This window comes from Ideonella sp. sgz306126 (genome assembly GCF_056032705.1).
Map to the genome: position 1 here is coordinate 415,944 of NZ_JBVYWP010000001.1, position 16,393 is coordinate 432,336.

Here is a 16,393-nt window from a genome sequence, read left to right on the forward strand (position 1 = left end):
GACCATGATGACCAACCCCGCCGGCCGCATCACGCAAGGCCAGTTCAGCTTCCTGCCCGAGCTCACCGACGCCGAGATCACCCGGCAGATCGAGTACGGCCTGGGCAAGGGCTACGCCTGGAGCGTCGAATACACCGACGACCCGCATCCGCGCAACACCTACTGGGAGATGTACGGCATGCCGATGTTCGACCTGCAGGACGCCGCCGGCATCCTGATGGAGCTGCAGGCCTGCCGCAAGACCTTCCCGAGCCACTACATCCGGCTGATGGCCTTCGATTCGACGCGGGGCGTCGAATCGATCACGATGAGCTTCATCGTCAACCGTCCGTCCAGCGAACCGGGCTTCGGCCTGGTGCGCCAGGAGGTGGGCGGCCGCACGATGCGCTACACGGTGCACAGCTACGCCACCGACCGCCCCGAGGGCGAGCGCCACGGCGCCTCCTGACCGCTCACGCCGTCCCCGGCCCGGCGCACCAGAGCGCCGGGCCGACGCGGCCAAGGATCTTCCATGAACGCTCCGCTCTACGCCATACCGGGGGCGGCCACGGCGGCCGCCCCGTCCGACCCGACCCCCGAGACCCCCGAGGCGCCGCGCACCGTCGCCGAGGTGCTGGCGCAAAGCCGCATCGAGTCGGTGATGGACGAACTCGACCGCGACCTGGTCGGCCTCGCCCCCGTCAAGACGCGCATCCGCGACATCGCCGCGCTGCTGGTGATCGACCGCCTGCGCGCCCAGCACGGCCTGGCGGCCCAGGCGCCGTCGCTGCACATGTGCTTCACCGGCAACCCGGGCACCGGCAAGACCACGGTGGCACTGCGCATGGCCGAGATCCTGCACCGCCTGGGCTACGTGCGCCGGCCCCAGGTGGTCAGCGTGACGCGCGACGACCTGGTCGGCCAGTACATCGGCCACACCGCACCCAAGACCAAGGAGGTGCTGAAGAAGGCCATGGGCGGCGTGCTGTTCATCGACGAGGCCTACTACCTCTATCGCCCCGAGAACGAGCGCGACTACGGCCAGGAGGCGATCGAGATCCTGCTGCAGGTGATGGAGAACCAGCGCAACGACCTGGTGGTGATCCTGGCCGGCTACCAGGACCGCATGGACACCTTCTTCCAGTCCAACCCCGGCATGAGCTCGCGCATCGCCCATCACCTGGCGTTCCCGGACTACGACGTGCACGAGCTGATGCAGATCGCCGAGCGCATGCTGGGGCAGACGCATTACCGCTTCGGCCGCGAGGCCCATGAGGCCTTCGACGCCTACCTGCGGCGCCGCATCGTCCAGCCGCACTTCGCCAACGCACGCAGCGTGCGCAACGCGCTGGACCGGGCCCGGCTGCGTCAGGCCAGCCGCTTGTATGCCGATCGAGATCGCGTGCTGGACGTCGAGAATCTGTCGACGCTGGAGGCGAGCGACATCCTGGCCAGCCGGGTCTTCGGTGCGGCCTGATCGCCGTCCGCCGCGGGCCTGACGACGCCGCGCCGGCGAGCGGCCGGCCGCGCCACCGCGCTCAGCCGAGGAGGCGCTGCAGCGCCCGGCCGACCGCCGCCGGATCGCTCAGCGCGACAAAGGCCACGCCGCCCAGCGCGCCGGCCAGGTGCGCGTCGTGGTTGACGTGGCCGACCTGCCGGTGCGAGGCCCAGAGGCTGTAGGCCAGGTAGCCCAGCGCGAACAAGGGGGCCGGGATCGGCACCGGGATCGGCAGGATGAAGATCGAGGCCTGCGGAAAATACAGCACCGACGCGAACAGCACCGCCAGCACCGCACCCGAGGCCCCCAGGCACTGGTAGGCCGGGTTGCCGCGCTGCTTGACCCAGGTCCCGGCCGCGCTCGCCACCAGGCCGGTGGCGTACAGCGCGAGCAGGCGCGGCGTGCCGATCGCGCGCTCCAGCGGGAATGCGAACGCCCAGAAGCTGAAGGCGTTGAACAGCAGATGCATCAGGTCGGCATGCAGGAACGCGCTGGTGAAGGGCGTGAGCCACTGCCGACGCCGCAGCAGCCAATAAGGGCGGAACATCCCGCGCTGGATCCAGCCCGGCCAGACCTGGAACGCGAGCAGGCTGGCGCAGAGCATCGCGGCCAGCAAGACACACGCGCCGGGATTGACGTGCAGTGAGGTGAGGAGCGTGGGCATGGTCGGGGTGGGCTGCGTCGGGCACGAGGTTCGGCCCGCACGACCCCGGACGCCTGGCTGGTGCGAGCCGCGGGCAGCCTTGGGCGGGCGTCGTTGGCCAGGCCTTACGATGCCCCGATGCTGCCACGCTTTCGGACCCCCGCATCGCCCCTCGGCCCGGCCTTCGCCCGCCTGTTGTGGAGCGATGCGCTGATGCTGCTGTCGTTGATGGTGGGCCAGGTCGTGTTGCCGTGGTGGATTGCGCAGCAAGGGGGCGCCGCCGATCTGGCGCTCTACGGGACGGCGATGTCGGCGGTGTCCTTCGTCGCGATGCCGCTGCTGTCGCCGCTGGGTGATCGCTATCCGAAGCGCCGCCTGATCGCCTGGGCCCTGGCCGTGTTCGCGCTGGCCGCGGGCGCGGTGGCCGGCCTGGCCAGCCTGGGGCACTACCACCTGGGTCCGTTGATCGCGCTGGAGACGCTGCCGGTGATGGCCATGGCGGTGGTCATGCCGGCCTCGGCCAGCCTGTGCGCCGAGCTGGTCCCGCCCGAGCTGCTCGCCCGAGGCCTGGCGCGGCAGCAGACCGCCCAGGCGATGGGCCGCCTGATCGGCCCGGCGCTGGGCGGAGCCGTGCTCGCCGCCGCCGGCACAGCGTCGGCGTTGTGGCTGCACTGCGGCCTGCTGGTGGCCGCCGCGCGGCTGGCCATTCGCCTGCCCAGCCGCGAGGTCGCCGCACCGCAAAAGGCGACCCGTGCCGCCTGGTGGAGCGACCTTCGGGCCGGCGTGCGTGCCAACTGGGCGATCCCGCTGGAGCGCGGCTGGATCGCGGTCAACGCGCTGTCGTGGATCTTCCTGTTTCCGGCGCTGACGATGCTGGTCCCGTTGAAGGTGCAGTCGCTCGGCTTGTCGGCCGTGTGGCTGGGCTGGTGCGAGGCAGCGCTGTCGGTGGGCATGCTGGCAGGGGCGCTGGGGGTGTCGCCGTGGGTCGTGCGCCGGATCGGCCGATTTCACGCCCGGCTCGGCGCGGCGGCACTTCAGGGGCTGGCGCTGGCGGCCGCCGGGCTCAGCACACGGCCGCTGCTGCTGGTCGGCGCGTTCGCAGCGGTCGGGCTGTCCAACTCGGCCCTGGTGTTGGTGGGCATGACGCACCGCATGCTGGCCCGTCCGGTGGCGTTTCGCGCTCGCATGTCTGCCGGCGCGATGATGACCACCCAGCTGGCGGCCTCGCTGGGCCCGGCGCTGGCCGGCCTGGCGCTGCTGCACGCGAACGTGAGCCAGGTGCAGACCGCCTTCGGCCTGATCGGCGCGCTGGCGTCGCTCGGCCTGGCGGCCGTGCCAGGCTTTCGCGGCTTCATGGCGCTGGAGCACCACGAGGTGGACAACTGGTATGGCCGCCACTTTCCAGAGGCGTTCGAACCCGCCGGCGCGCCAGCCTCCGTTCAAGCCGATTGAACGTGGTCGCTAAAGCCGGTGCACCTGCACGGCGGCCTCAGCAGCGACGATTCGGGTACGGTCAGGCGCCCCGGTGGCCGCCTGGCTGACCTCCTCTTCTCCTGCCCGAAAGGCTTGCACACCATGGCAAAGATCTGCATCGTTTATCACAGCGGCTACGGCCATACGGCCAAGATTGCCGAGGCCGTCGCCTCGACCAGCGGCGCGGCCCTGCTGGCCATCGACGCCGAAGGCAACCTGCCCGAATCGGCCTGGGCCCAGCTGGGCGCGGCCGACATGATCGTGTTCGGCTCGCCGACCTACATGGGCAACGTCAGCTGGCAGTTCAAGAAGTTCGCCGACGCCTCCAGCAAGCCCTGGTTCGGCCAGGCCTGGAAGGACAAGGTGTTCGCCGGCTTCACCAACTCGGCGACGATGAACGGCGACAAGTACAACACCTTGCATTACTTCATGACGCTGGCCATGCAGCATTCCGGGCTGTGGGTGGGCACCGGCATGATGCCCAGCAACAGCAAGGCGGCCACGCGCAACGACCTCAACTACGTCGGATCCTTCGGCGGGCTGATGACGGCCACGCCCTCGGACGCCTCGGCCGACGAGATGGTGCCGGGCGACCTGGACACCGCACGCAAGTTCGGCGAGCGTCTGGCCGCCGTGGCCGCGCGCCTGGCGGCCTGAGCACCCAGGCCGCTCAGCCTTCGCTCGGCAAGGTCGCCAGCAAGGCCATGCCGACCGCCAGCACGGCGGCCGTCAGCCACAGCGCGCCATGGAAGCTGCCGCTGGCCTGGGCCATCGCCCCGGCCAGCGCCGGCGCCGCGACCTGGGCGGCACCGTAGCTCAGCGTCAGCCGGGCCATCGCCTTGCCCGGGTTGTGCGGCGAACGCCGGCCCACCAAGGCCAGCGTCAGGCTGACCAGGCCGATGAAGGTGGCGCCGTAGCCCAAGGCACCGCACAACGCGGCCGCCAGCGAGCCCGACAAGGCCGGCGCCAGCACCGACAGCGTCTGCAGCCCGAACGCCGCCAGCAGCGCGCGCTGTTCGCCGAAGCGCCGCGCGACCCGGTCCCACACGAACACCGCCGGCATCGCGGCCAGGCCCACCAGGGCCCAGGCCAGCGCGCCCTTGCCGGCCAGCGCCGGCTCGCGCTCGACGATGGTGACCGTGAAGGTGGCGCTGATCACGAAGCCCCAGCCGGCGGCGAAATAACTGGCCAGCATCGTCGCCAGCCAGCGGCGCGACGGCCCGGCTTCGGCCTGCGCCAGCGCGCTCGCCGGCGGTGGCACGGGGGGGCGCCAGCGCCAGGCCGGCCACAGAAACACCAGGCCCACGGCCCCCAGCGCGCGCCATTGGGACGACCAGGCCGGCCAGACGCGGCCCAGGCCCCAGGCCGCGACCGCCGAGACCACGATGCCCAGCCCGATGCCGATGAAATGCAGGCCCAGTTCGGGCCGCCGACCCTGGCGCATCAGCCAGCCCAGCACCAGGCCCGAGCCGAGCAGCATGCCGGCCGCGCCGCACAGCCCGCCCAGGTAGCGCAGCAGCGCCCACATCGGCCACCAGGCGCCCAGCCCCATCGCCACCGTGCTGGCCAGCGCCAGCCACAGGCCCCAGCCATAGAGGCGGTGGCGCCAGGCCGGCGAATCGATCCATGCCGCCAGCAGCGCGCCGCTCATGTAGCCGGCGTAGTTGATCGCCGCCAGCGCGCCGGCGGCACGGTCGCCCAGGCCGGTCTGGGCCTGCATCGCCGGCAGCAGCGGCGTGTAGGCGAAGCGGGCCAGGCCCAGCGTCAGCACCAGGGCGCAGATGCCGCCGGTGACCACCTGCCAGGGATGCAGCACGGGCGCGGTGCCGGGCGGCGGCGCGGTCGGCGTCATGCCGGGGTGCCGCCGGGCTTCAAAACGGCCCCTCGGTCAGCCAGCGCTCGATCTGCGGCTTGCGGTCGTTGCCCCAGAACGGCTCGCCGTCGACGAAGAAGAACGGCGCGCCGAAGACCCCGGCGGCGATGGCACGCTCGTTGGCCTGCTTGAGCCGCAGCTTCCAGACCGGGTCGTTCCAGGCCGCCTCCGCGGCCTCGGCATCGAGGCCGGACTCCGCGGCCAGCGCCTTCAGCGCCACCGGATCGTCGAGCAGGACGCCGCGGTTGAAGTAGGCCCGGAAGGCGCTGCGCGCCCAGCGCGCCGCCGCCTCCGGGCCGCCGTCGTCGTGCAGCCACCAGAAGACGCGCGCGGCGTTCTGGGTCGGGATCGGGAAGCGTGCCGGCGCCTGGTAGGGCACGCGTTCGAAGCGTGCCGAGCGCTCGAAGTCGCGCAGCGAGTATTCGCGCTTGATCGGGTAGGACACCGGGCTCTTCAATTCCGCCGCGACGAAGGTGGCGCCCAGCAGGATCGCGTGACGACGCACGCTGCGGCCATGGCGGGCGGCCAGCGCGTCGATCCACTCGTTGGCGATGTAGGAATACGGCGACGAGAAGTCGAAGTAGAAGTCGAGCTGCGGTTCCATGGAATGACGATACCCCGCGGGGCGAACCTCGCCGGCCCGGAGTTCCCCTCAGGTCGGCCCGGCCCGCGTCCCGACGGCGGTGGGGGGATTGACCGCGCTCAGCCCACGCGGGCGGCCGCAGGCTAGGATGAACGCATGGCAACCGAAGTTTGGATCGTGCTCGCGGCGATGGGGCTGGCGCTGGCGCTGCGCCCCTGGCGCGCGCTGCCCGACCAAGGCCCGCCCTGGCCCTGGCTGGCGTGGTGGGCCGCGATGCCGCTGCTGTGGGGCGCCGACCAGTTCGCGCACATGCCGCTGCTGCAGCCGCTGTCGGGGGCCTGCCTGCTGGTGTTGCTGGCCGGCTGGCCGCTGGCCATGCTGGCGATGCTGCCGGTCGCGGCGATCACCGTGAGCCTGGGCAGCCTGAGCTGGCACGACGGCCTGCTGCACCTGGTCTGGCTGGGCATCGTGCCGGGCACGCTGACCTTGCTGCTGGGCGCGGCGATCCGGCGCTGGGTGGCCCACCATTTGTTCGTCTACATCCTGGGCCGGGGCTTTTTCTCGACCGTGCTGGCCGTGGCCGGCGCCGGCATGCTGGCGCTGCTGCTGCACGGGGCGCCGGTCGGCACCAGCGACCAGGATCTGCTGATCGGCCGCTGGCTGGCGGCCTGGGGCGATGGCTTCATGACCGGCATGTTCGTGGCCATCTTCGTCGCGTTCCGGCCGCAGTGGCTGGCCACCTATTCGGACCTGCTGTACCTGCCGCGCCCGGAGGCCTGAGGCCGCGGCCAGTCCGCCGCCAGGGCCGGCACGAAGCATTCGCCGACCAGCAGACCCTGCCCGCGCAGCCAGAACACCGACTGCCGCTGCCAGACGCCCCGCCCTGGCCACGGCAGGCCGGTGGCGTGCTGCCAGGCCCGGGCGACCGCGCGCGCCTGGGGATGCGCGATGGGCCACCACGACAGGCGCAGCGGCGTGCGCTCGATGTCGCTGCGCGTGAACAGCAATTCGGCCAGCGGCCGCCGCCCCAGGCCGCGCATCGCCCGCCAGGGGCCCTGCAAGGCCTTGGCCGGCGCCAGCGAACGGGCGCACACGCAAGGCCTGCCGGCGGCGCGCAACACGACGACCCGGCCCTGCAGCGCACCCCGGCCGAGCCGCCCCAGGGCCCGGCATTCGGCCCGGGTGCCGGTCGTCCGACCCTGCCGAAGCAGCTGGACCTCGACCGGCCCGCAGGCGTGCGCGAGCTGCGCCGTCAGCGAGCCCGGTGCCATCAGCCATTCGCGCAGCCGGGCCCGGGCCGGCCGGCGCCCCGGACAGGGCGCGCGAACGGCGGCGCGGCGGCTCACGCCAGCGCCCGCCCGATCAGGATCTTCTGCACCTCGGAGGTGCCTTCGTAGATCTGGCACACGCGCACATCGCGGTAGAGGCGCTCGACCGGAAAGTCGCTGACATAGCCATAGCCGCCGAAGACCTGGATCGCGGCGGAGCAGACTTTCTCGGCCATCTCGCTGGCGAACAGCTTGGCCATCGCCGCTTCCTTCAGGCAGGGCAGGCCGGCGTCCTTGAGACTGGCGGCATGCCAGATCAGCTGCCGCGCCGCTTCGATCTGGGTGGCCATGTCGGCCAGCTTGTGCTGCACCGCCTGGTGCTGGAAGATCGGCTGACCGAAGCTCTGGCGATCCTTGCTGTAGGCCAGTGCGGCCTCGAAGGCCGCGCGCGCCATGCCCACGCTCTGGCTGGCGATGCCGATGCGCCCGCCTTCCAGCCCCGACAGCGCGATCTTCAACCCCTGGCCTTCGTCGCCCAGGCGGTTGGCGGCCGGCACGCGGCAGTGCTCGAACAGGATCTGGGCCGTGTCGCTGCTGTGCTGGCCCATCTTGTCCTCGATCCGCGCCACCACGTAGCCCGGTGTCGCGGTGGGCACCAGGAAGGCGCTGATGCCCTTCTTGCCGGCGGCCTGGTCGGTGACCGCCATCACGATCGCCACGTCGCCGTTCTTGCCGCTGGTGATGAACTGCTTGACGCCGTCGAGCACATAGTCGTCGCCGTCCCGGACCGCGCGGGTGCGCAGGCCCCCGGCTTCGGAGCCGACATGCGGCTCGGTCAGGCAGAACGCGCCCAGCATCTCGCCGCGCGCCAGCGGCTTCAGGAAACGCTGCTTCTGGTCCTCGTTGCCGAAAGCCATCAGGATCGAGCAGACCGGGCAGTTGTTGACGCTGACCACCGTGGAGGTGCCGCCGTCGCCGGCGGCAATCTCTTCGAGGATGATGGCCAGCGCGAGATAGTCCAGCCCGGCGCCGTCGTACTCGGGCGGCACCGCCACGCCATAGCAGCCCAGCGCGGCCAGGCCCTGGAGTTCGGCGGCCGGAAAGTGGTGCGCCTTGTCCCAGGCGGCCGCCTGCGGCGCGATGCGGTCTTGCACGTAGGCGCGCACGGCGTCCTGGACGGCGCGGTGGTCTTCGGACAGCAACATGATGCAAAGGTCTCCGTGGGAAACATGCGGGCTCGGGGCCGACCTGGCCTACCAGGCGATCGCCTGCCCGTCGTGGTTGAAGAAGCCGCCGCTGTCGGTCGGCTGCAGGCCCGCCAGCGTCGCGCGCAAGTCGGCGGCGCTGCGGGCCACGTCCAGGTCGGCGCCGGCGCCGCCCATGTCGGTGCGGACCCAGCCGGGGTGCAGCGCCGCGATCGTCGCCCGCTCGCCCAGCACCAGCGCCGCATCCTTGACGACCGAGTTCAGCGCCGCCTTGGACGCCCGGTACAGCCAGCCCGAAGGGCTGCTGCGCCCCGTCATCGCGCCCATGCGCGAGGACAGCACGCCGATGCGCGCGCCCGGCGCCAGCACGTCGGCCAGTTGCGGCAGCACCAGCATCGCCCCCAGCACGTTGGTGTGCATCACCCGGTCGAAATCGGCCTCGCTGGGCGATTGCAGGCCCTGGGTCGCCGGGCCGTAGACGCCGGCCACCAGCCAGACGGTGTCGAAGGTCTCGCCATCCACCTGCCAGGCCAGCGCCGATGCGCCGGCCGGGTGGGCCACGTCCAGCGTCAACGCACGGGCGCCCAGCGACTGCAGCCGCGTGCGGCCCGCGTCGTCGCGCGCGCTGGCGGCCACGGCCGCCCCGTCGGCGCGGTATTGGCGCACCAGTTCGAGCCCGATACCGCGTGAGGCCCCGATCACCAGCACCGACGCGGCGCGCGCCTGTTCTGCCCTTGAGCTCATGAAGTCCTCCTTGGTGCGAAACCCATCGGCCCGGCGGGCATCCCGGCGCGGCGCATGCCCGTCACCGGGACCCGCCCAGCGCCAGGCGCGCCGCCAGACCGAGAAAGAGCAGCCCGCCCAGGCCTTGCAGCCAACGCGCGCGCCGGGGCGCGGCACCGGCCCGCCGCCGCAGCCGCGCGGTCACCATCACCAGCGCGAGCAGGAACAGCGTGCCCTGCAGCACCAGCCACGACCCCAGCGCCAGGAAGGCCAGCGTCTTGTGCGCCGCCGTCGGCAGAATGAACTGGGGCAGCAGCGCGAGCACGAACAGCGCCACTTTCGGATTGAGCAGGTTGGTCAGCAGGCCCTGGCGAAACACGGCCCCGGCGGTCGCCGCCGCCACACGGCCCGACGCATCGGCCGAGACCTCGGCCCGGCCGCCGACCGCGGCTCGCAGCATCGCGCTGGCCAGCCATACCAGGTAGGCCGCACCGATCCAGCGCAGCAGGCTGAACGCCCAGGTCGACACGGCCAGCAGCGCCGCGAGCCCGAAGGCCGCGGCCAGCGTGTGCACCAGGCAACCGGCGCCGATGCCCAGCGAGGCCGCCACGCCAGCGCGGCGGCCCTGGGCCAGGGTGCGGCTGACGACGAACAAAAGGTCCACCCCCGGCGTGGCATTGAGCACCAGCACCGTGAAGGCGAACAGCGCCAGGTCGTGAACGCCCCAGGCGGACAGCCAAGTGGTGACCATGCGCGCCGCCCGGTCAGAGCATCTCGATCGCCAGGGCGGTCGCTTCGCCGCCGCCGATGCACAGCGCGGCCACGCCGCGCTTGAGGCCGCGCTGCTTCAGCGCCCCCAGCAGCGTGACCACGATGCGGGCGCCGGACGCGCCGATCGGATGGCCCAGCGCGCAGGCGCCGCCGTGCACGTTGACCTTCTCGTGCGGCAGATCGAAATCCTTCATGGCCGCCATCGTCACCGCGGCAAAGGCTTCGTTGACCTCCCACAGGTCGACCAGACCCGCCGTCCACCCGGCCTTGGCCAGCGCCTTGCGGATCGCGCCGGCCGGCGCGGTGGCGAACCACTCGGGCGCCTGCGCATGCACGGCGTGCGAGACCACGCGCGCCAGCGGCCGAACCCCCATCCGCGTGGCGGTGGATTCGCGCATCATCACCAGCGCGGCGGCACCGTCGGAGATGCTGGAGGCGTTGGCGGCGGTGATCGTGCCGTCCTTCTTGAACGCCGGCTTGAGCTGGGGAATCTTGTCGAGCTTGGCCTTGAACGGCTGTTCGTCGAACTTGACCACGGTGTCGCCGCCGCGGCCGGGCAGCGTGACCGGCGCCATTTCCCAATCGAAGCTGCCGTTCTCGTTGGCCAGCCGGGCGCGGGTGGTGGAGGCGATCGCGAAGCCGTCCTGCGCCTCGCGGCTGAAGCCGTACTTGGCGACGCACTGCTCGGCGAAGACGCCCATCGCCTTGCCGCGCTCGTAGGCGTCTTCCAGGCCGTCCAGCGCCATGTGATCGAACAGCTGGGCGGCGCCGTACTTCACGCCCTTGCGGGCGAACATCAGGTGCGGCGCATTGGTCATGCTTTCCATGCCTCCGGCCACCAGCACGTCGGCCGAACCGGCGGCCAGCATGTCGTGCGCGAACATCATCGTGCGCATCGCCGAGCCGCACATCTTGCTGAGCGTGACCGCGCCGGCCGTGTCGGGCAGGCCCGCGCGGCGCAAGGCCTGGCGCGCGGGCGCCTGGCCCTGGCCGGCCATCAGGCAGTTGCCCATCAGGACTTCGTCGACGGCGTCGCCGGGCACGCCGGCACGTTCAACGGCCGCCTTGATCGCGACCGCGCCCAGCTCCCAGGCGGCAAGCGACGACAGGTCGCCCAGCAGACCGCCGATCGGCGTGCGCGCCGCCGAGACGATGACGATGGCTTCGGACATGATGATCTCCTTCAGGTGAGGTGCGGCGCGGCGGCCGCTTCAGGGTCAGCGCTGCGCTGCATCCTGCAACGCCGGGCCGGCTTGTTGGGACATGATGGGGCGATCCTGGGGCGGCGCGGCGCCCTCAGTCGCCCACGCCGTAGCGCTGGCAGATGCCGGCCAGCGCCCCTTCATAGGCTGCCGGCACGTCGGCCAGCGCCTGGGCGGTGATGCACAGGTCTTCGAGCAGGCCATTGTGCAAGCCATAGACCCAGCCGTGCACGACCACCTCCTGCCCACGGGCCCAGGCGTCCTGCACGATCGTCGTGTAGCAGACGTTGCGGGCCTGCTCCAGCACGTTGAGCTCGCACAGCGCGTCGAGGCGCTGGTCCGGCGCGATCCGGTCCAGCAGCGGCTGATGCAGTTGCCGCACGTCACGGACATGGCGGATCCAGTTGTCGACCAGGCCCAGGCGCAGGTCGTTCAGCGCCGCCACGACGCCGCCGCATTTGGAATGGCCGACGACCATGATGTGCTGGACCCGCAGATGGTCGACCGCGAACTGGATCACCGACAGCGCATTGAGGTCGGAATGCGCCACCACGTTGGCGACGTTGCGGTGCACGAACAGTTCGCCCGGCAACAGGTCCACCAGTTCGTTGGCCGGCACCCGGCTGTCGGCACAGCCGATCCACAGGAACTGCGGCGTCTGCTGCTCCAGCAGCGTCGTGAAAAATCCGGGCTGGCGCTGCTCGGTGCGCGCAGCCCATTCGCGGTTGCTTTGAAAGAGTTCGGTCAGTTGGGTGCTCATGGCGGTCGAGGCCGATCAGGCCGATTGAAGGGAGGTTTGGTCGGCGGACGCGCGACGCGGCCATCCGCCGACCCCGGAGTCATCGCTTATCGCGTCGAGGTCGCCTGACGTACCGGCTTGACCGTTCGCCCCTTGGCCGCCAACAGGTCGTGGCAGCGGGCTTCGTGCTGCCCGATCTCGGCCAGCGTCACGCGGATGTCGTCGAGCTGCTGCTCCAGCTGGCGCCGGTGCTCGCCCAGCACCAGCAGGAAGGCTTCGAGCTGCGGGCGCTCGTCGGTGCCCGAGTCGTACAGATCGACCAGCTGCTTGATCTCCAGCAGCGACAGCCCCAGCCGCTTGCCGCGCAGCGTGAGCTTGAGACGCGTCCGGTCGCGAGGGGTGTAGACGCGGTTGCGGCCGGCGCGGGCGGGTTCGAGCAGGCCCATGTCCTCGTAGAAACGGATCGCGCGCGGCGTGATGTCGAACTCTTGCGCCAGTTGGGTGATGGTCAGCGTCGGCGCCTCGAGGCGGCGGGTGCCTGCCTCCCGGGCGGACGCACGGGCTTTGGCGGGGGCGGTACGGACGACAGCGGGCATGGTTAAACTGACATGGGAATTGACGTTGACGTAAACGTAAGTCTAAGCGAGAAGGCCGGTCCGGTCACCTGCGCGACAGCCGCGCCGCGGCGCCTGACCGACGATGCGCCCTGCCCCTGAACCGAACTGCGAGCCGTGCCTTGATGCCACCCCATCCCGACAGCCACCTGACCTATCCGCTGGGCGATCGCCTGCCCGCCGTCGGCGAAGCCCTGGCCTTGCGGCCCGACCTGCGCTGGATCCGCATGCCCCTGCCGTTTGCGCTGGACCACATCAACCTGTGGCTGCTGCGGGACCGTGCCGAGGACGGCCGCGAGGGCTGGGCGATCGTCGATTGCGGCATCGCCAGCGACATCACGCGCAGCGCCTGGGAGCAGGTGTTCGCAGACGCCCTGGAGGGCCTGCCGGTGCTGCGGGTGATCGTGACCCACATGCATCCGGACCACATCGGTCTGGCGCATTGGCTGTGCGAGCGCTGGCGCGGCACCGGCGCCGCGGCGCCCGACTGCCGGCTCTGGATCAGCGCGACCGACTGGCAGGCCGCCCACGGCGCCCTGCAGGCCACCGGCAGCTTCGGCGGCGAAGCCGCGGCGCGGCACTTCCGGCGCCACGGCCTGGTCGACGAGGCCGTGCTGGACGGCATCCGCGCGCGCACCAACTACTACGCCAGCCTGGTGCCGAAGGTGCCTTCGCAGTATCGGCGCCTGCTGGACGGGCAGACGCTGCAGATCGGCGACCACCGCTGGCAATGCATCGTCGGCTACGGCCACGCGCCGGAACACATCGCGCTGTACGCCGCCGATGCGCAGGTGCTGATCTCGGGCGACATGGTGCTGCCCCGGATCTCGACCAACGTCAGCGTGATCGACCTGGAACCCGAGGCCGATCCGCTGCCGCTGTACCTGGATTCGATCGACCGCTTCCGCGCGCTGCCGGCCGACACGCTGGTGCTGCCGTCGCACGGCAAACCGTTCACCGGGCTGCACACCCGCATCGAGCAATTGCACCAGCACCATGCCGATCGCTTCGCCGAGGTGCTGGAAGCCTGCGCCACCACGCCGCGCTCGGCGGCCGACCTGCTGCCGGTGCTGTTCAAGCGACCGCTGGACCTGCACCAGTCGACCTTCGCCATGGGCGAGGCGATCGCCCATGTGCATGCGCTGCAGGGACGCGGGCAGTTGCGCGCCGTGGCGGGGGACGATGGCGTGCTGCGCTTTGTGGCACGCCACGCCGATCCGGCCGCTCGGCCCGCCTGAAAAAAAACCGGTCAGAGGCTCTGACCGGTTTCCAAGTGTGCCAGCTTCACACGATCCTCCCTGGACCATCCCTGTGACCGCCAGCTGGAGTGATGACAGCGAACGGTTGAACTGTGCGCCATCGAAGGCGACGGCACCATCCCTCTTGGGAGGGTGGTGCGGCGCACCGTAGCAAAGTGCCCAGGCGTGTGGTGCGGCTGCCGGTCCGATGGCCGTCCCATGGCGGCACCGGGCCGGCCGGCGGCTCAGTCGAAGACCGGCAGCAACTCGCTGCGCAAGCTGCCGCGCAGATGCTGGTAATCGGGCACCACCGACCGCACCACTTCCCAGAAGGCCGGGCTGTGGTTCATCTCGCGCAAATGCGCCAGTTCGTGCGCCACCACGTAGTCGATCACCGACGGACCGAAATGCACCAGCCGCCAGTTCAGGCGCACCGAGCCGTCGGCCGACGCGCTGCCCCAGCGGGTCTGCGCCGAGCTCAGCGACAGCCGGGTCACGCGCACGTTCAGGCGCTGCGCGAACCACTGGCATCGCTCTTCGAAGATGCGCCGGGCCTGGCGCTGCAACCAGCTCTGCACCACGTCGCGGATCTGCGCCGCTTCGGCCTGCTGCGGCAAGCCGACGTGCAAGGTCAGCCGGGGCATGCCGGGCAAGGCCTGCGCGTCGCTGTTGAGGACGGCCCCGGCCACCCGCGGGTCCAGCACCACGATCACGGTGTCGCCCAGGAAAGGCAGGCTGGCGCCGTCGCGCCACTCGACCCGCGCGGCCTCCAGCCGCCGGCTGCGGTCGCGCTGCTCGGCGAGCTTGCGCAGGATCCAGCCGGCCTTCTCGCGCAGGGCCGCGTCGATGTCGCCCTGGCCGACCCAGCGCGGGGCCGCCACGGCCAGGCCCTCGGGACCGACCGAGAAGCCGATCGATTTGCGACGCGCTCGCCGCAGCAGGTAGGACACCCGGCACTCGCCCAGGCGGATCTCGCGGTCGCCACGAACGTGGCGGTAGTCCAGGGCTTGCGGCGCCTGGGTCCCCTCTGGCGGGCCGGCCTGCGGCGCCGGCGCCAGGCCCGGTGGGCGATGCGGTGCGCCGGCCGCCGGCGTCAGTGCCGGGTTGTCGAACAAGGACAACTGGAGGGGGGCGATGACTGCGGCGCGCCGGGAGGGCATGGGGGCAGATTCTAAGACGGTCGCCCGGGACGCGGGAACGACGGATGCGCCGATTCAGGCGCTGGCGGGCGTCCCGTAGGCATCGGGGTCGAGCCGGCGCATCTCGGCTTCGATCCAGGCCTCGACCTCGCGCATCAACTCATCGGGCCGCCGGCCCGCCGAGGCGATCGGCGCACCGATCGACACGTCGATCACGCCGGGCCGCAGCAGAAAGCTCTTGCGCGGCCAGCAGCGCGACGACGTGACGGCGATCGGCACCACCGGCACGCCCGCCGTGATCGCCAGGCGCGACGCGCCGGACTTGTAGTCGCCCTGCTCGCCGCGAGCCGTGCGCGTGCCTTCCGGGAACATGATCACCCAGCTGCCCTTGGCCATGATGCGCTGCCCCTGCTCGGCGACCTTGCGCCAGGCTTCCGAGCGGCGACTGCGGTCGATGTGCACCATGTCCAGGCTGCCGATCGCCCAGCCGAAGAACGGGATCCACAGCAACTCGCGCTTGAACACATAGGCCAGCGGATGCGGCATCAGCATCGGGAACGCAAAGGTCTCCCAGGTGCTCTGGTGCTTGGGTGCCAGCAGCACGGCGGCCTGGCCGTCGGCCGCGCTGGGCACATTCGACATGCCCTGCACCCGCCAGCGCACGCCGCAGATCCAGCGTGCGGCCCAGATCGACTGCTTCAGCCAGCCCACGCACATCCAGTACAGCGGCGTGCCCTTGACGAAGATCGACACCAGCACCACGGCCGTGGCCCAGGGGATCACGGTCAAGGCCAGCCAGCCGAAAAACAGCGCAGATCGCAGCGCCCAGATCAGTTTGCGCATCGCGGCTCAGCCCTCGGCCCGGGCAAGGGCGTCGCGGCGATTCATGAATTCGACGAAAGCCCCCAGGTCGGCATGGACGACCGTGGCGGGCACCGCCTGCTGCCACTGCGCCAGCTCGGCGTCGGTGACTTCGGCCGCCCGGCCGGTGCGCACCAGATGCGGCGGGCATCCTGCCGCCTGGGCAGCCTGCAGATCGCGCAGCGTGTCGCACACCATCGGCACGTTCTTCAGATCGACACCGTAGCGCAGGCCGATGTCGCGCATCATGCCGGTCGCCGGCTTGCGGCAGTCGCAATGGTCTTCCGGGGCATGGGGGCAGAAGAACACCGCGTCCAGTCGCCCGCCCTTGGCCGCCAGCAGCTTGACCATGTGCTGGTGCACCGTGTTGACCGAGGCCATGTCGATCATGCCGCGGCCGATGCCGGCCTGGTTGGTGGCCACCACCACATGCCAGCCGGCGTGGTTCAGGCGGGCGACGGCCTCGAGTGCGCCGGGAATCGGCTCCCACTCCTTCGGATCCTTGACGTGATCCTCGCGGAACCGGTTCAGGATGCCGTCGCGGCCCAGGATGATCAGCTTCGGCGCTTGCATGGTGGCTTCAA

19 protein-coding genes are annotated in these 16,393 nt (G+C 71.2%); 6 read left to right on the forward strand and 13 right to left on the reverse strand.

Annotation, left to right across the window (positions count from 1 at the left end; all coding sequences use genetic code 11):
- Nucleotides 1-4 precede the first annotated feature (4 nt).
- Together AC0N04_RS01910 and cbbX are read left to right on the forward strand one after the other, a co-directional pair.
- Nucleotides 5-448: a ribulose bisphosphate carboxylase small subunit gene (locus tag AC0N04_RS01910; protein WP_474278052.1), complete on the forward strand. Its 444-nt coding sequence runs from the start codon at nucleotides 5-7 to the stop codon at nucleotides 446-448.
- A 63-nt stretch (nucleotides 449-511) separates the two neighbouring features.
- Complete coding sequence (cbbX, locus tag AC0N04_RS01915; RefSeq protein ID WP_474278054.1) at nucleotides 512-1,456, forward strand: CbbX protein; 945 nt, start codon at nucleotides 512-514, stop codon at nucleotides 1,454-1,456.
- Nucleotides 1,457-1,517: 61 nt separating this feature from the next.
- On the opposite strand, the gene AC0N04_RS01920 is transcribed toward cbbX, so the two are convergent.
- Nucleotides 1,518-2,141, reverse strand: a complete 624-nt coding sequence (locus AC0N04_RS01920) for a rhomboid family intramembrane serine protease (protein WP_474278056.1) — start codon at nucleotides 2,139-2,141, stop codon at nucleotides 1,518-1,520.
- A 117-nt stretch (nucleotides 2,142-2,258) separates the two neighbouring features.
- Between AC0N04_RS01920 and AC0N04_RS01925 the strand changes: the two genes are divergently transcribed.
- Nucleotides 2,259-3,572: an MFS transporter gene (locus AC0N04_RS01925; RefSeq protein WP_474278058.1), complete on the forward strand. Its 1,314-nt coding sequence runs from the start codon at nucleotides 2,259-2,261 to the stop codon at nucleotides 3,570-3,572.
- 123 nt (nucleotides 3,573-3,695) lie between these two features.
- Nucleotides 3,696-4,250 carry a flavodoxin family protein gene (locus tag AC0N04_RS01930; protein ID WP_474278060.1) on the forward strand — a complete coding sequence of 185 codons (555 nt, stop codon included), beginning with the start codon at nucleotides 3,696-3,698 and terminating at the stop codon, nucleotides 4,248-4,250.
- A 13-nt stretch (nucleotides 4,251-4,263) separates the two neighbouring features.
- Here AC0N04_RS01930 and AC0N04_RS01935 read toward each other — a convergent pair whose 3' ends face one another.
- Together AC0N04_RS01935 and AC0N04_RS01940 are read right to left on the reverse strand one after the other, a co-directional pair.
- Nucleotides 4,264-5,445, reverse strand: a complete 1,182-nt coding sequence (locus AC0N04_RS01935) for a YbfB/YjiJ family MFS transporter (RefSeq protein WP_474278062.1) — start codon at nucleotides 5,443-5,445, stop codon at nucleotides 4,264-4,266.
- Between the two features lie 19 nt (nucleotides 5,446-5,464).
- Complete coding sequence (locus AC0N04_RS01940; RefSeq protein WP_474278064.1) at nucleotides 5,465-6,070, reverse strand: DsbA family protein; 606 nt, start codon at nucleotides 6,068-6,070, stop codon at nucleotides 5,465-5,467.
- A gap of 135 nt (nucleotides 6,071-6,205) precedes the next feature.
- Between AC0N04_RS01940 and AC0N04_RS01945 the strand changes: the two genes are divergently transcribed.
- Entirely contained in the window at nucleotides 6,206-6,829 is a 624-nt protein-coding gene (locus AC0N04_RS01945) for a hypothetical protein (RefSeq protein ID WP_474278066.1), read from the forward strand.
- Here AC0N04_RS01945 and AC0N04_RS01950 read toward each other — a convergent pair.
- The 7 genes from AC0N04_RS01950 to AC0N04_RS01980 form a co-directional block, all read right to left on the reverse strand.
- Entirely contained in the window at nucleotides 6,790-7,395 is a 606-nt protein-coding gene (locus AC0N04_RS01950; RefSeq protein ID WP_474278068.1) for a chorismate--pyruvate lyase family protein, read from the reverse strand. The genes AC0N04_RS01945 and AC0N04_RS01950 overlap by 40 nt on opposite strands.
- A complete protein-coding gene (locus AC0N04_RS01955) occupies nucleotides 7,392-8,522 on the reverse strand; it encodes an acyl-CoA dehydrogenase family protein (protein WP_474278070.1) in 1,131 nt (376 codons plus the stop codon). The genes AC0N04_RS01950 and AC0N04_RS01955 overlap by 4 nt, the downstream gene beginning before the upstream one ends.
- Nucleotides 8,523-8,570: 48 nt before the next feature.
- A complete protein-coding gene (locus AC0N04_RS01960; protein WP_474278072.1) occupies nucleotides 8,571-9,266 on the reverse strand; it encodes an SDR family oxidoreductase in 696 nt (231 codons plus the stop codon).
- Between the two features lie 61 nt (nucleotides 9,267-9,327).
- A complete protein-coding gene (locus AC0N04_RS01965; RefSeq protein ID WP_474278074.1) occupies nucleotides 9,328-9,996 on the reverse strand; it encodes a LysE family translocator in 669 nt (222 codons plus the stop codon).
- A gap of 13 nt (nucleotides 9,997-10,009) precedes the next feature.
- Nucleotides 10,010-11,188 carry an acetyl-CoA C-acyltransferase gene (locus tag AC0N04_RS01970; protein WP_474278076.1) on the reverse strand — a complete coding sequence of 393 codons (1,179 nt, stop codon included), beginning with the start codon at nucleotides 11,186-11,188 and terminating at the stop codon, nucleotides 10,010-10,012.
- A gap of 124 nt (nucleotides 11,189-11,312) precedes the next feature.
- A complete protein-coding gene (gene can / locus AC0N04_RS01975; protein WP_474278078.1) occupies nucleotides 11,313-11,978 on the reverse strand; it encodes a carbonate dehydratase in 666 nt (221 codons plus the stop codon).
- A gap of 86 nt (nucleotides 11,979-12,064) precedes the next feature.
- Nucleotides 12,065-12,553: a MerR family transcriptional regulator gene (locus tag AC0N04_RS01980; protein WP_474278080.1), complete on the reverse strand. Its 489-nt coding sequence runs from the start codon at nucleotides 12,551-12,553 to the stop codon at nucleotides 12,065-12,067.
- A 143-nt stretch (nucleotides 12,554-12,696) separates the two neighbouring features.
- Between AC0N04_RS01980 and AC0N04_RS01985 the strand changes: the two genes are divergently transcribed.
- Nucleotides 12,697-13,809, forward strand: coding sequence for an MBL fold metallo-hydrolase (locus tag AC0N04_RS01985; protein ID WP_474278082.1), 1,113 nt, complete (start codon nucleotides 12,697-12,699; stop codon nucleotides 13,807-13,809).
- Between the two features lie 245 nt (nucleotides 13,810-14,054).
- Here AC0N04_RS01985 and AC0N04_RS01990 read toward each other — a convergent pair whose 3' ends face one another.
- Genes AC0N04_RS01990 through gmhB form a run of 3 tightly spaced genes read right to left on the reverse strand, consistent with a single transcriptional unit; the run spans nucleotide 14,055 to nucleotide 16,382 of the window.
- The gene (locus tag AC0N04_RS01990) at nucleotides 14,055-14,969 is read right to left on the reverse strand and encodes a M48 family metallopeptidase (protein WP_474278084.1); all 915 of its coding nucleotides are present in this window, start codon (nucleotides 14,967-14,969) and stop codon (nucleotides 14,055-14,057) included.
- A 54-nt stretch (nucleotides 14,970-15,023) separates the two neighbouring features.
- A complete protein-coding gene (locus AC0N04_RS01995; protein WP_474278086.1) occupies nucleotides 15,024-15,791 on the reverse strand; it encodes a lysophospholipid acyltransferase family protein in 768 nt (255 codons plus the stop codon).
- A 6-nt stretch (nucleotides 15,792-15,797) separates the two neighbouring features.
- The gene (gene gmhB / locus AC0N04_RS02000; RefSeq protein ID WP_474278088.1) at nucleotides 15,798-16,382 is read right to left on the reverse strand and encodes a D-glycero-beta-D-manno-heptose 1,7-bisphosphate 7-phosphatase; all 585 of its coding nucleotides are present in this window, start codon (nucleotides 16,380-16,382) and stop codon (nucleotides 15,798-15,800) included.
- Nucleotides 16,383-16,393: the final 11 nt, after the last annotated feature.